This window comes from Streptomyces sp. NPDC006516, assembly GCF_040611875.1.
GTDB lineage: Bacteria > Actinomycetota > Actinomycetes > Streptomycetales > Streptomycetaceae > Streptomyces.
On the sequence record NZ_JBEXPD010000003.1, the window covers coordinates 489,131 to 502,074 of the forward strand.

14 protein-coding genes and 2 pseudogenes are annotated in these 12,944 nt (G+C 69.0%); 6 read left to right on the forward strand and 10 right to left on the reverse strand.

Features of this window, described 5'->3' with window-relative positions:
- The first annotated feature begins 5 nt into the window (after positions 1-5).
- The 3 genes from ABZY45_RS14280 to ABZY45_RS14290 are packed head-to-tail and all read left to right on the forward strand — an operon-like array spanning position 6 to position 2,649.
- Entirely contained in the window at positions 6-209 is a 204-nt protein-coding gene (locus ABZY45_RS14280) for a ferredoxin (RefSeq protein ID WP_356739697.1), read from the forward strand.
- Entirely contained in the window at positions 206-1,459 is a 1,254-nt protein-coding gene (locus ABZY45_RS14285; RefSeq protein ID WP_356739646.1) for an FAD-dependent oxidoreductase, read from the forward strand. The genes ABZY45_RS14280 and ABZY45_RS14285 overlap by 4 nt, the downstream gene beginning before the upstream one ends.
- A complete protein-coding gene (locus ABZY45_RS14290) occupies positions 1,456-2,649 on the forward strand; it encodes a cytochrome P450 (RefSeq protein ID WP_356739648.1) in 1,194 nt (397 codons plus the stop codon). Before ABZY45_RS14285 ends, ABZY45_RS14290 begins: the two co-directional genes overlap by 4 nt.
- 194 nt (positions 2,650-2,843) lie before the next feature.
- Here the strand turns inward: ABZY45_RS14290 and ABZY45_RS14295 are convergent.
- Positions 2,844-3,176 (reverse strand): annotated as a pseudogene (locus ABZY45_RS14295) (helix-turn-helix domain-containing protein); the annotation flags it as partial.
- 65 nt (positions 3,177-3,241) lie between these two features.
- Complete coding sequence (locus ABZY45_RS14300) at positions 3,242-4,717, reverse strand: MDR family MFS transporter (RefSeq protein ID WP_356739650.1); 1,476 nt, start codon at positions 4,715-4,717, stop codon at positions 3,242-3,244.
- Between the two features lie 133 nt (positions 4,718-4,850).
- Here ABZY45_RS14300 and ABZY45_RS14305 point away from each other — a divergent pair, with 133 nt between their 5' ends.
- Positions 4,851-5,510 carry a TetR/AcrR family transcriptional regulator gene (locus tag ABZY45_RS14305; protein WP_356739652.1) on the forward strand — a complete coding sequence of 220 codons (660 nt, stop codon included), beginning with the start codon at positions 4,851-4,853 and terminating at the stop codon, positions 5,508-5,510.
- Between the two features lie 69 nt (positions 5,511-5,579).
- On the opposite strand, the gene ABZY45_RS14310 is transcribed toward ABZY45_RS14305, so the two are convergent.
- The 6 genes and pseudogenes from ABZY45_RS14310 to ABZY45_RS14335 all read right to left on the reverse strand — a co-directional run bounded on the left by ABZY45_RS14310 (position 5,580) and on the right by ABZY45_RS14335 (position 10,016).
- Positions 5,580-6,431 carry an SDR family NAD(P)-dependent oxidoreductase gene (locus ABZY45_RS14310; RefSeq protein WP_356739654.1) on the reverse strand — a complete coding sequence of 284 codons (852 nt, stop codon included), beginning with the start codon at positions 6,429-6,431 and terminating at the stop codon, positions 5,580-5,582.
- 332 nt (positions 6,432-6,763) lie between these two features.
- Positions 6,764-7,603 carry an IS5 family transposase gene (locus tag ABZY45_RS14315; RefSeq protein WP_356739656.1) on the reverse strand — a complete coding sequence of 280 codons (840 nt, stop codon included), beginning with the start codon at positions 7,601-7,603 and terminating at the stop codon, positions 6,764-6,766.
- 226 nt (positions 7,604-7,829) lie between these two features.
- Positions 7,830-8,650 (reverse strand): IS5 family transposase gene (locus tag ABZY45_RS14320; protein WP_356739658.1). Its coding sequence is split into 2 segments (ribosomal slippage): positions 7,830-8,311 and positions 8,311-8,650, totalling 822 coding nucleotides; the frame shifts between segments, so codons are not numbered across the junction.
- Positions 8,651-8,722: 72 nt separating this feature from the next.
- Positions 8,723-9,212: pseudogene (locus ABZY45_RS14325) on the reverse strand (serine hydrolase domain-containing protein); the annotation flags it as partial.
- A 61-nt stretch (positions 9,213-9,273) separates the two neighbouring features.
- Positions 9,274-9,753, reverse strand: a complete 480-nt coding sequence (locus ABZY45_RS14330; protein ID WP_356739660.1) for a hypothetical protein — start codon at positions 9,751-9,753, stop codon at positions 9,274-9,276.
- 95 nt (positions 9,754-9,848) lie between these two features.
- Positions 9,849-10,016, reverse strand: a complete 168-nt coding sequence (locus ABZY45_RS14335; RefSeq protein ID WP_356739662.1) for a hypothetical protein — start codon at positions 10,014-10,016, stop codon at positions 9,849-9,851.
- 236 nt (positions 10,017-10,252) lie between these two features.
- On the opposite strand from ABZY45_RS14335, the gene ABZY45_RS14340 reads away from it, so the two are divergent.
- Positions 10,253-11,380 (forward strand): ISL3 family transposase, encoded by a 1,128-nt coding sequence (locus tag ABZY45_RS14340; RefSeq protein ID WP_356739664.1) that lies wholly within the window; start codon positions 10,253-10,255, stop codon positions 11,378-11,380.
- A gap of 18 nt (positions 11,381-11,398) precedes the next feature.
- Here ABZY45_RS14340 and ABZY45_RS14345 read toward each other — a convergent pair whose 3' ends face one another.
- Together ABZY45_RS14345 and ABZY45_RS14350 are read right to left on the reverse strand one after the other, a co-directional pair.
- Complete coding sequence (locus tag ABZY45_RS14345; protein ID WP_356739665.1) at positions 11,399-11,788, reverse strand: hypothetical protein; 390 nt, start codon at positions 11,786-11,788, stop codon at positions 11,399-11,401.
- A 127-nt stretch (positions 11,789-11,915) separates the two neighbouring features.
- The gene (locus ABZY45_RS14350; RefSeq protein WP_356739667.1) at positions 11,916-12,254 is read right to left on the reverse strand and encodes a hypothetical protein; all 339 of its coding nucleotides are present in this window, start codon (positions 12,252-12,254) and stop codon (positions 11,916-11,918) included.
- A 186-nt stretch (positions 12,255-12,440) separates the two neighbouring features.
- Here ABZY45_RS14350 and ABZY45_RS14355 point away from each other — a divergent pair, with 186 nt between their 5' ends.
- Positions 12,441-12,737, forward strand: coding sequence for a hypothetical protein (locus ABZY45_RS14355; RefSeq protein WP_356739669.1), 297 nt, complete (start codon positions 12,441-12,443; stop codon positions 12,735-12,737).
- Positions 12,738-12,944 lie beyond the last annotated feature (207 nt).

Consider the following 12,944-nt stretch of genomic DNA (forward strand, 5'->3'; position numbering starts at 1 on the left):
CCACCCTGGCGGTCAGGGTCGAGCAGGACCGCTGCGTGGGCGCCGGGCAGTGCGTGGTGGCCGCCCCGGAGGTGTTCGACCAGCGCGAGGACGACGGAGTCGTCGTCCTCCTCGACCCCCGGCCGCCCGCACACGCTCAGGACACCCTGCGCGAAGCGGCACTGCTGTGCCCGGCGGCAGCGATCCATGTGGACAGGGTGGTGCCGTGACCACCGCCGACGTCCTGATCGTCGGGGCCTCGGCCGGCGGGCTCGCTGTGGCGGAAGGACTGAGGCGACGCGGATTCACCGGGTCCATCGCCCTGGTGGGAGCGGAGAGGGAACTGCCCTACGACCGGCCTCCGCTGTCCAAACAGGTCCTGGACGGGCGGTGGTCACCGGACCGCACCCGACTGCGCGGCCGGGCCGAACTCGACGAGCTGGAACTCGATCTGCTGCTGGGCCGGCCGGCCCTCTCGCTGGACGTGGCGGGACACCGGGTCGGCCTGCGTGGCGGCGGCGAACTGGGCTACCGCAAGCTCGTCGTGGCGACCGGCCTGAGCGCCCGCCGGCTTCCCGGACAGACCGGCCTCTCGGGTGTGCACACCCTGCGGACCCTGGAGGAGGCGGCGAAGTTACGTGCGGACCTGCTCGCCGCGCGGCGGGTCGTGGTGGTCGGCGCGGGTGTTCTGGGATGCGAGATCGCTGCGACGGCGCGCGGCCTCGGACGCGAGGTGACCGTCCTCGATCCGGCGGCACATCCCATGGAACATCTCCTCGGCCCCGAGATCGGTGGTGCTCTGGGCCGGCTCCATCGGGACCACGGTGTCAGCGTGCGGACCTCGACCCCGGTCAGGGGCCTGATCCAGGAGCAAGGCCGGGTCGTCGGAGTGCGTACCGGCGCGGGGTCGTCTGTGCCCGCCGACGTGGTGGTCGTCGCGGTGGGGGGCCGACCGGCCACGGACTGGCTGGCCGGCAGCGGGCTCGGTCTCGACGACGGCGTGGTCTGCGACCACCGATGCCGGGCCGCGGCGGACGTGTACGCCGTGGGCGACGTCGCCCGGTTCGGCGCCCAGGGATCCGCCGGCCGCGGCACGCGCCTGGAGAACCGCACGAACGCCACCGAACAGGGAGTGTTCGTGGCGGGCGACATCCTCGGAGCCGACGCCCACTACCGTCCGGTGCCCTACTTCTGGTCCGACCAGTACCAGGTGCGACTCCAGGTGTACGGCACCGTGCCCGGTCACTCCTCGGTGCGCATCGTCGAGGGCTCCCCGGGCGGGGGTGCGTTCGTCGCCCACGTCGAGTCCGGAGGTCGCCTCGTGGGCGTGATCGGCTGGAACAGCGCGCGCCGCACACGTACCGCCAAGGCCCTGCTCACCGCCGCCGCACGGTCGGACGAACCCGCCGTCGGCGCTCCATCCGCCCTTTCGCACCACACCAGCCCCGCTGAACTCCCGACCGAAGGAGACCTCCTGTGACGGACGCCGTCCCGATGCCGCACAACCGTCGCCCCGCGACCTGCCCCTTCCGCCCGGAGCCACGGCTCGAAGCACTGCGGGAGGTTCCGGAACTGCACCGCCTGCCGGTCCCCAACCCCCAACTGGGCCAGTTCGACGCCGTGCTCGTGACGCGGGCGGACGAGGCGCGCCAGGTCCTCGCCGACCAGCGATTCGAGGCAGGGTTCGCCTTCGACGGGTCCGGACCGCGCACGGTGATGAACCAACCGGGCATCCTGCTGAACTACGACGGGGAGGAGCACGCCCACTACCGTCGGATGCTCACCGGCGCGTTCACCGTGAAGCGGATCCGGTCCCTGGCTCCGGCGATACGGCGCCTGGTCGAGGAACGACTGGACGCCGTCGAGGAGGCGGGCCCCGGCGCCGATCTCGTGGAGACCTTCGCGGGCCCTCTGCCGCTGCTCGTCATCTGTGAGTTGCTCGGCATTCCCCTGGAGGACCGGGACGACATCCAGCGCCGCAGCGCCACCGGTACGGATGTGGGGAACACCCTGGAGGAACAGCTGGAGAACTTCGCGGCGATGGCCACCTACATGGGCGAACTGATCACCCGGCAGCGCCGGGATCCGGGCGACGACATTCTGGGCGACCTGATCCGCCGGCACGGCGACGCCCTCAGCGACGACGAGTTGATCGGTATGGGCAACAGCGTCCTGGTGGCCGGGCACGAGACCGTGTCGAGCATGATCGGGCTGAGTACCCTGGCGCTGCTGCGCGACGCCGGGCAGTTCGCGATCGTCCGGGACGACGAATCAGCCGCCGCGAGCGCCGTGGAGGAACTGCTGCGGCTTCTGTCGGTGGCACCTCCGCTGGTGCGTCAGGCCTCCACCGACCTGAAGCTGGGCGGCGAGACCATCTCGGCAGGTGAGCGCGTCGTCATCTCGACGCTGGCCGCCAACCACGGCGCCGACCTGGTCCCCGAGGGGCCTGACCGCCTTGATGTGCTGCGCAAACCGGTCGCGCACCTGGCGTTCGGATACGGGGCACACCAGTGCATCGGCCAGCAACTGGCCAGGCTGGAACTGCAGATCGCGCTTCCGGCGCTGCTGCGGCGCTTCCCCGCGCTCCGCCTTGCTGGTGACTTCGAGTCGGTGGAGTACCGCGACGACGCCCTGGTCTTCGGAGTCTCCCGGCTCCCCGTCGCCTGGTAGCGGTCGCGCGCCGCACCCCGCCCGCCGGCACGTGCGGGTGGGGTGCGGCGCGTGGCACGGGGGCGGGCGGCGACCGGATCTCCGGTCGCCGCCCGCCCCCGTTTCCCGTAGGGCCTCCGTCGCCCGGGGACAGTTCAGGCCGCCGCGCCCGCGGAGCCGGAGCCGCCCGCGGCGGCCGCGGGAAGCAGCCCCCGCCGGCGGAGGATCGCATGCACGGTCGAGACGGCGGGCACGTGCGCCGTCCCCTGCCGGACCAGTTCGTTGTGGATCCGCCGGGCGCCCCATCGCGGATGTGCGTCACGGATCGAGACGACCAGTGCCTCGATCTCGCACGCCGTGCGGCCCGGAGAGGTCTTCGGACGGCTGGACCTGGGTACGAGGCCGGCCGGTCCCTCCACGCGGTAGCGGGTCAGGTAGACGTAGAAGGTCTTGCGGGAGATCCCGTTGCGTCGACAGACCTCCGCCACGGTCAGCCGCTCTCGTTCGGGTGCCTGCAGGATGTCCATCCATCGCTCGGACAGAGCCATCTTCTCTCACCACCTCCAGCCGTGGCAGCTGCTGCGCGGGGTGCTCCGGGTGAGTGCCCCGGCCCTCACCTGACGTTCTCCTCGTGACCGACACGGGCGGCCGCGACACTCGCGTCGTGCTCCTCGGCCGTGGCCTCCGGTGCCGCGACAGCGGTCGCCCTGCCGGGGATGAACAGACTGGCGACGATCATGACGGCCAGGGCCACCACCACCGCCACGTACGCGTGGCGGAAACCCGAGAGCGGATCGTCGGCGCCGGCGTTCTGCATCAGCAGCGCCACCACGGCGATGCCGATGGAGGCGCCGAGTTGGTTGAGCATGTACAGGACCGAGCTGCCCTGCGGCACCAGCTGCGGGGGCAGGGTCCGGTAGACGGACCCGATGACCGGCGCCCCGGCCGAGCCCGTGCCGATGCCGAGCGTGAACGCGGCGAGCAGCGGCCACAGCAGTCCGGTCTGCGCGTCGAACCTGCTGAACGCGAAGGCGCTGAAGAGGGCGATCGCCGCTCCCGTCAGGGCCAGGTTGCGCGAACCCCAGCGATCGGACAGCCGCCCCGCGAGCGGCATCACCAGCGCGGATCCCAGTCCGAACGGCGCGAGTCGCAGGCCGGCGTCGAGCACGCCGTATCCGCGCACCTGCTGGTAGTAGAGGGGGATCACGAAGATGCTCGCGAACGTGGCGAGGCCCAGGACGGCGGCGGCGACGACGCTCGCGGTGAAGCTCCGGCGGGTGAAGAGCCGCAGGTCGATCAGGGGAGGGGTCTCGCGGGCCCGCAGTGCGTGCACGGCGTAGCCGGCGAGCAGGAGGACGGCGGCGGCCAGCGGGAGTAGTACCTGCCAGGTGGTGAACGTGCCCCGCAGGGCCACCTCGGAGAGGGCCAGCACGCCGACGGCGACGCCCGGGCCGATGAGCGCGACTCCGAGGACGTCGAGACGGACGCCCGTGCCCGGTGTGCCGGGCGGGTCGGCCGGCAGGGTGCGCCGGGCCAGGACGAAGGCGACGATCACGATCGGGACGTTGACGAAGAACATCCAGCGCCAGTCGAGGCCCTGCAGGATGAAGCCGCCGACGATCGGTCCGAGGACGGGTCCGGTCGAGCCCACGATCCCCATCACACCCATCACGCGGCCGATCCGGGAGGGGCCGGCGGCGCGGGCCAGCAGGGTGAGCATCAGCGGGTCGAGGATGCCCGCGCCGACGCCCTGGACGACGCGGAAGGAGATGAGGCTTCCGAGGTCCCACGCCAGTCCTGAGGCGATGGAGCCGACCATGAACAGCGCCAGCCCGAAGAGCCACAGTCGTTTGCCGCCGACCCGCTCCACCGCCCAGGCGGTCACCGGGATGGTGACGGTCAGCGCCAGCAGATAACCGGTCGACACCCAGCCGGTGGCGCTGATGGAGGCGTCGAACCGCTCGGCGAGGGTGTCCACGGCGACGGCTGCCATGGAGCCGTCGAGGATCCCCATGATCCCGCCGATGAGGATCACGCCGATCATCCGTCGTAAGGCCGAATCAAGCTTGTCTTCCAGGGGGGCGGTCATCGTCTTCTCCCGAAGGGGACATGGGATTGAACCAGCAGGTTCAATTTAACAAACCCATGGGACAAGATACACGCCGGTTGGGAAAACTGAACCAGCCGGTTCAGTTCCGGGATGGTGCAGTTACCCTGGAGACATGGCATCAGCAGCGGCTCCAGCAACGGGAACGGCCCCTCGTGGGCGTATCGACAAGCGGCAGGCCATCCTCGACGCGGCCTTCGAGGTCTTCGCCGTCCGGGGGTACGCGCAGGCACTCGTCCAGGAGATCGCCGAACAGGCGGGCGTCGCCAAGCCGACGGTGTACAACCACCTCGCGGACAAGGAGACACTCTTCCGGGCCACACTGACGGCGGCGGCCGACGCGGTCATGGACGGCAACCTAGCCACCCTGGAGCGTCTCCGGTCCCCTGGGGACGACCTCCGCGCGACCATGAACGAAGTCGCCCACGAACTGGTCCGGTCCTGTTGCGACAAACGTTCACGCTCCCTGCGCTGGCTGACCTACGCGCAGGTGGCACGGTTCCCCGACCTGATCGAGGTCGTCCAGGGACGCACCTCGGTACGGATCGCGGAGGCCATGGCGGACCGGCTCGCCCGCCTCTCCCTGTCCGGGCACCTGCGCCCCTGCGATCCCGTCCTGGCCGCCGAACAGCTCCTGGCTCTCATCACCGGGCCGCTGGAGACGCGGTCAAGACTGGGAACCCGCGTGGTCACCAAGGCGGAGATGCGCACGCTCGCCGAAGCCGCCGTGGACACGTTCCTCCGCGCCTACGGCCCCGGCCCGGCGGAAGCCTGACAGCCGGACCCGCCCGCGGCGCGAGCCCCGTGGTGCCCCGGCGGGGCGCCACGGGACTCACACCCGGACTCATCGTGCTGCGAGGAAGGCCTCCGTGAGGTCGTGCAGCCTCCGAGCGGCCGCCGCGTCGAAGTCCGCCGTCCGTACGTCCAGTTCCCGACCCTCGACGAAGGCACTCAACGGCTGCTCCGGGGGACTGTCGATCGCCGCGACGATGGGCCGCAGGGCCTCGGAGACGGGCTTCGCGGTGCGCTGCATCTCCTCGATGTGCCGGAGCGTCGGCGCGTCGTACTGGCCGGCGAGACCGGTGACGGTCGCACCCGGGTGAATCAGCACGTACGACACCCCGGCGTCGGCGTAGCGCTCCGCGGATGCGACTCCCAGGAGATCGTTCAGTTTCCCGCCCTGACCGAGGGCCGCGCCCCCGTGATACCCCTGCCGGAACTCGAGGTCGTCCCAGTTCACGAGGTCGAGCCCGGCACCCGGGCCCGCCACATTGACGACGACCGGCCGGCGGCCCCGACGCAGCGCGGGCGCCAGGCCGTGGCCCAACAGGTAACGGCTCAGGTAGAAGTGCGCGAAGACGTCCTCCACTCCCTCGGATGTCTCCGCTCGGTCCGAGCGGTAGAAGCGGGCACAGAAGACGAGAGCGTCGATGACCGGAAACCGCCGGTTCAGGTCGTCGACCAGTCGACGGTTCTCCGTGATGAGGGCCAGATCGGCACGGACGAAGTGGGCCCGCTCCTCGGCCTCCGACGTGCGGGCGTGGGAGAGGAACGCCGCGGCCTTGGCAGGGTCACGGCCGATGACGGCCACTGTGTCACCCTGTGCGAGCCGCTGATCGGCGAGCGCGCGGCCGATGCCGTCCGTACCGCCGGTGATGATCACGGTCCTGGGAGCGGTGGCTGCCGGTACGCTCATTCTTACTCCTGATGCCGAAGGGACACGGGTGACCTCTGCGCCCCGTCCAAGGGATGTGACGCACCGAAACATTCCCGTCGGCCCACCATGGGGCGTCTTCCAGCCACTCCGGACAACCGAGCGCTCGATCGAACAGCCGCCGTTCGCCCCGTGACAGCTCCTTTCGGCGCCGAAAATGGCTTCGCCCCAGCTCAGCTCGTCCGGTACGGTCGCGGCATCGTTTTCCTTGCTGGGAGCCCATGAGGTTCGCGTACGGCCTCCCCGGCAGGCCCCCAGGCTGAGAGGGTGTTTCGTCCCGTTGTTTCATCCCTGATTGCGCGGTTGCGGATGATTCATGCTCCCCGCCATGTTGGGGTGGATTCGGCGGTGAGTCTGCGGGTCATGAGGTTGATCATCGCAAGGTGGATCATGGCTTTGGACCGGTGCGGGTGGGCTTCGTAGTCGCGGGCCAGGCGTCGGTGGTTCATGAGCCATCCCAGGGTCCGCTCAACGGTCCAGCGGCGGGGCAGAACGGCGAATCCCCTGGTGGTGGGGTCGCGGCGGACTATGTGCATGTCGATGCCGAGGGTGGCGGCGTGCTCGACGAGGTGCTGGCGGTAGCCGCCGTCGACCCAGGTTTTGCGGATGATGGGATGCTCTGCGGCGATCTGTTCGATGAGAGTTCGGCCGGCGGTCGAGTCCTGCACGCTGGCCGCGGTGACCAGTACGCCGAGGAGGAGTCCGACGGTGTCGATGACGATGCTCCGCTTGCGGCCGATGATCTTCTTGCCCGCGTCGATGCCTTGCCCGGTGGCGGGGACGTTGGTGGAGGTTTTGATGCTCTGGGAGTCGATGACGCAGGCGGTTGGTTCGTCGTCCCGGCCTTCCTGCCTGCGGACTTGGCGGCGGAGGAGGCTGTTGAGCTGGTCGAATACGCCTTCTTCCTGCCAGCGGGCGAAGTAGGCGTAGACGGTACTCCAGTGGGGGTAGTCGTGCGGCAGATAGCGCCAGGGGATCCCGGTGCGGTTCACGTAGAGGACCGCGTCCAGCAGGCTTCGCAGGTCGTGATTCGGTGGCCTGCCGATGTCCAGCCCGCGGCCTCGGCGCTCTGCCCGCCAGGCGGTCAGGACCGGCTCGACCAGCTCCCATCGGGCATCGGAGAGGTCGCTTGGATAGCGACGGCGCTCAGTCATGATTCTGGAGTACCGGCCGGCCGCGGACCCGGCCCAGGCGCATGCATCAGGCGCACGAAGCGAACGGTGCACGACGGCGCGTCCTGGGATGAAACAGGAGGAGTGCGGGCGAGACCACGGCATCAGCACCCCACCAGCACCACCGGGACCTCGAGAAGCACCCCATCTCATCCAAGCCGAGTCGCATAGCACCTGAAACCGCATCAAGAGAGGCGTAAACACCCTCTTACTGATCGTTTCGGAATGAGGTTCTGAGTCGTCTCAAGCAGATGATGCTGCAGGCGAGTTGGAGGAGTCCGAGGTGGAGGTCGGCGCGTATCTCGTAGCGGATGCGGAGCCGTTTGAACTGGTGGAGCCAGGCAAAGGTCCGCTCGAAGACCCACCGGGTCTTGCCCAGGCCGGAACCATGCGGGGCTCCACGGCGGGCGATCTTGGGTGTGATGCCGCGAGCTCGGATGAGACGGCGGTACTTGTCGAAGTCGTAGCCACGGTCGGCGAACAACCGCCGGGGCCGGTGCCGTGGCCGGCCGCGCAGACCACGGATACGGGGCATCGCGTCCAGCAGGGGCATGAGCTGAGTGACGTCGTGGCGGTTTCCGCTGGTCAGAGAGACAGCGAGCGGAGTTCCGTTCCGGTCGACGATGAGGTGGTGCTTGCTGCCCGGCCGCGCTCCGTCAACCGGTGAAGGTCCGGTGTGAGCCCCCCTTTGAGGGCCCTGACGTGCGAGGCGTCGATCGCCGCGTCGTCCATCTCCAGCAGTCCGTCTCGACGAAGTTCTGCCAGCAGGACTTCGTGCAGGCGGGGCCACACTCCGGCCTCAGTCCAGTCCCGCAGACGACGCCAGGCCGTCACCCCACTGCACCCGACCAGCTCCGCGGGTACGTCCCGCCAGCTCACACTCTTGCGCAGCACGTAAACGATCCCACGCAGAGCAGCACGGTCATCGGCAGGCAACCGCCCCGGGTAGCGGTGCCGACGCGGCGCACGAACCGGCAGCAGCGGAGCCACACGCTCCCGCAGGTCATCAGACACAAGATCAGCAGACACCCAACAGATCCTGCCGACACATCACCCAACTGCCAAGAGTCACATGAAACTTCATTCTGAAACGATCAGTTAGTTGTGGATGCCGCTGGTGTGCTGGAGTAGGTTCCTGACGGTGATGAGGCTGCCGTCGTTGCCGTTGCCGCTCACCACACCCGGCAGCCAGCGCTCGACGGTGTCGTCCAGGGACAGGCGGCCCTCGGCGACGAGTTGCAGCACCACGATGGCCACGAACGTCTTGGTGACGCTGCCGATCCTGAACTCCGCCCCGCGCGGCACAGGGCGGCCGGTGTACAGCTCAGCCTCGCCCGCTCGGGCGCCTAGTGCGGGCGCCGTCACGCACCCGCACAGTTGTGCCGACGAACCCACCCTCTGCAAGGACGCGGGCAGTTTCGCGTTGGAGCTGCCGGGAGGTGAGCCAGCCGCCTGCGGAGGCCGGGGTGTCCGCAGACGCCGGGTGGGGAGCGGCCGCAGCACCAGGCGCGAGTGCCGTGGACGCAACGGCGGCAGCGAGGAGAGCGGCGATGGCAAGGCGGCCCCGCGAGGTCTTCTGTGTTGCCTTCATGCCCTCACACTCTGCCGGGGTGGGTCGGCTGCGCCCATGGCGGCAGCCTCAACGGCCCCAGCTACCGACTCAAGAACTGACTTGCCGCCATCGAACGCAACACAGACGCAGCCTGAACTTGAGTTCGCGCGTCACTGGTGTCAAGCGATCTCCGGGCGCCGGCGCTGACCTTCCGGTGTGAACGTGAATCGATCGGCGAACGGGCCATCACCACAGCGGACCGCGAGAAGAAACGGGGCTTCCCGATCCGGGGCCATGTCGAGTCGGATCCAGGCTCGGTGCCGTTCCACAGGTGGAAGGAGATCATCGGCTCTGCGATGTCCTTGGCGACATAACCGAGGGTTTTTCCGTAGAGCGGGTTGGTTCCGCCGAACAGCACCGACGGAGGACCGAAGGCAGCAAGAACGTCCGCCCACACTCGGTTGTGCTGGGCCCACGGACTGATGACGCTCCGCATTGACGCGTATGTCTCGGCGTCCAGCACTCGGTCGGGCTTGAGCCACCCCTGTCGCCATGCGAACTCCGCGTATACGGAAGCCATGCTGCCATCGTGGTCGGATGCAAGCAGACGACTGATGGCGCCTTTGACGCCGGGTGGGGGGCCAAAGGCCTGCTTCGCCCCAGGCGTGCTTGCGGTCACCCCATACGGGACTGCTGCTCAAGGAAGAGCAGATGGTCTATCGCCATCCAAGCGGCGAGCTCCACATCGCCGTACATCCCCGGCCTGCGCAGCACAAGGTTGAACTGATCGACGAGGTAGTTACGCATGTCGAACGATGATGCGAGCACTGTGTCTACGGCCATCCGGACAGTCTGGCCTACGGCGCCGGCAGACGGGCCAGCAGGCGGCAGAAGTCAGAACTCGACCAGAGCATGGTGCACATACCTCTGTACTCCGTGGTGCAGCCAGAGGGCTCTGGCAAGATTTTCGTAGGCGGAGATCATCGCGGTGCCAGGGTCGGCCGGTCCGTAGGATGGGCAGCCTGTGACTGTGCTCTGTTGAACTGGCAAGCTTGTTACCGCAGTTGTCCGATGTGCAGGTGGTCTCGGTTGAGGTTTCCGATGCGGTGGTGGCGGTCCGCGCCCGCACGAGATCCGGTGAGCCAGCGGGTTGCACGGAATGCGGCCAGCTCAGCGAGTGGTGCCACAGCCGCTACACACGGCGCCTCCTCGACGTCACGCTCGCAGGCCGACCTCTGCGCATCGACCTGTCCGTACGCCGCCTGTACTGCGAGAACACGACCTGCCCGAAGACGACCTTCGCCGAGCAAGTACCGGGCCTGACCGTACGCTACCAGCGGCGGACACCACGACTGCAGCGCCTGGTGGAGGACATCGGCATAGTGCTGGCCGGCCGCAGCGGATCCCGGATGCTTCGCATCCTGAACATCAGGCTCTCGCGGGTCGCCGTCCTGTCCCAGCTGATGCGGGTGTCGCTGCCACCACTGGTCACGCCCCGGGTCCTGGGGGTCGACGACTTCGCTCTTCACGGCGGCACCTACGGCACCCTCCTCGTCGACGCCACCACCCGGCTCCCCCTCACCCTCTGGGAAGGACGTGACGCGGAACAGCTCGGCCGCTGGCTCCGTGAACACCCGGGCGTCGAGGTCGCCTGCCGCGACGGCTCCCTCACCTACCGGCAGGGCATCACAGCCGGCGCCCCAAAAGCCGTGCAGGTCAGCGACCGCTTTCACCTCTGGCAGGGCCTGTCCCGCCGAGTTCAGGACATCGCCTCTGCCCACCGCGGCTGTCTACCCGCAGCCCTGCCACCGGTCAGCGAGGATGATCGCCCGCCGGCCGAGGAGACCACCGAGCACGCCGCAGCAAGCAGCAGGGCCGGGCGCCATGCCCAGAGTCTGTTCGAGGCGGTCCAAGCCCTGACCCGCACCGGCCGGAGCCACAGCTCCGTGGCCCGCGAGCTCGGCTTGGACCGCCGCACCGTCGGCAAGTACGCCCGTGCCCGCACCTGGCAGGAAGTTATGCGCCGGCCGCCCCGCAAGCCCTCCACGCTGGACCCCTACCTCGACTACCTGCGACAACGCTGGGACGAAGGACAACACAGCGCGAAGATCCTGCACGAAGAACTGCAGATCAAGGGCTACCTCGGTCACTATCAGCGCGTGAAGATAGCCGTCGCACCGCTCCGCCGCGGCCTGCCCATCGACTAGCCACGCGAGCGCCCACCCTCACCTCGCGAAGCGGCCCGCTGGATCACCACCCACCCGCACCGCCGCAGTCCGCACATCAACGAGCGCCTGCCCCGGCTCCTCGAACACTGCCCCGAACTCAAGCTCACCCACGACCTGGTCCGTCGCTTCGCCACCATGGTCGACAACCAGGACGCGGCACCCCTGCCGGGCTGGCTGAGTGACCTCGCACAGAGCGGACCCGCTCCTCTCACCGGCCTCGCCGGATCCCTGCACGAAGACCGACATGCCGTCGCCCAGGGAATCACGACCCCTTACAACTCCGGAGTCAACGAAGGCCGCATCACCGACGTCAAGCTGCAGAAACGGATCATGGCCGGACGTGCCGGCGTCCCTCTTCTCCGTCAACGCGTCGTCCTGATCGCCCACCTTCGCCGACGCTATACGGACCGGCCGACCCTGGCACCGCGATGATCTCCGCCTACGAAAATCTTGCCAGAGCCAGCCAGAGGAGTACGCCGACAGGGGGTGACCGGCTGCGCGGGACGGCGGGCCATCAGACGGTCCTTGCAGCGGAACGCAGGAGCACGGCCCACTCGCCGCGGGTCCGGGCGCTGGCCCAGAGGTCGGCGGAGAGGGCGCTCATCGCGCGGCACGCGGAGTGGTGGGCGACGGCCTGCGGGTAGCCGGACGGGGTCCGGGAGTCAGCGAGGGCGAGGGCGTGGCCCCATCCGGCGATGGTGAGGGGCTGGTCGTCCTTGACCTTGACGAGGTGGTTGGCGGCGGCGAGGAGCAGTTGAGCGGCGAGGCTCGGCATCGTGGTGATGCGGTGGGGCAGTTCCTCGTGGGCCGTGTGGTCTGCCGGTAAGCGGGGGGCGCGGATCCGATCGTTCACGGTTGTCCTTCTGGTGATCTCAGGGGATGGCTGGCCCCGACGGGAGCTGTCAGTCCGGTCGGGGCCGTCGTGCATCAAGCGCGGGGAGCGCGCTCGATGCGCCGTACAGCGGACGATTGTCGTCGTACAGCGGGGGCTGTGCGGTTGTCCAGAGCGGACGCGCTCGCCCACGGAAAGGGAGCAGCAGTGGCAGTCCAGCCGGACGACGAGCAGGAGGTGCGGGTCGTGGTCGAGACCGTCGACTCACTGGAAGCGGTGGACGACCCGGCGGAACGGGCGCGCCGCGCGGGCCAGCTGCTCGCCGCGTGGCCGGCACAGGGTGCACGGCTGGGCGAGATCAGGCAGACCGCGGTCATGGCGCTGGGGGCTCAGGACCCGCCGGTCTCGTACCGGAAGATCGCAACCGCGCTGGGGATTTCGCTGGCGCGGGTGCAGCAGATCGAGGCGGGGGAGCGGGGGCGGAAGGCGTCGCCTGCTGAGTAGCGTCCCGCGCCCATGCTTGGGCCCTCGACCGCCATGGCCGGGGGCGTAAGTCGTGCTCCAGATGCGGTGGGTGGCGTCCCGGGTGAGCCTGGGTTGAAAGGAATCCGGCGCTCCCTGGGAGAGTCATGATCGTTAAGATGCTGCATGAAAAGGGTCTGAAGTCCGAGCACGCCTACGCTGCGGCGTTCGTCTCGATCGGCCTATCCG

Excerpts from the sequence above, each read along its gene's own strand:
- ABZY45_RS14300 (WP_356739650.1), bottom strand. The coding sequence starts at position 4,717 with ATGACCGCCCCCCTGGAAGACAAGCTTGATTCGGCCTTACGACGGATG.
- ABZY45_RS14305 (WP_356739652.1), top strand. The coding sequence starts at position 4,851 with ATGGCATCAGCAGCGGCTCCAGCAACGGGAACGGCCCCTCGTGGGCGT.
- ABZY45_RS14310 (WP_356739654.1), bottom strand. The coding sequence starts at position 6,431 with ATGAGCGTACCGGCAGCCACCGCTCCCAGGACCGTGATCATCACCGGC.
- ABZY45_RS14315 (WP_356739656.1), bottom strand. The coding sequence starts at position 7,603 with ATGACTGAGCGCCGTCGCTATCCAAGCGACCTCTCCGATGCCCGATGG.
- ABZY45_RS14330 (WP_356739660.1), bottom strand. The coding sequence starts at position 9,753 with ATGGCTTCCGTATACGCGGAGTTCGCATGGCGACAGGGGTGGCTCAAG.
- ABZY45_RS14335 (WP_356739662.1), bottom strand. The coding sequence starts at position 10,016 with ATGGCCGTAGACACAGTGCTCGCATCATCGTTCGACATGCGTAACTAC.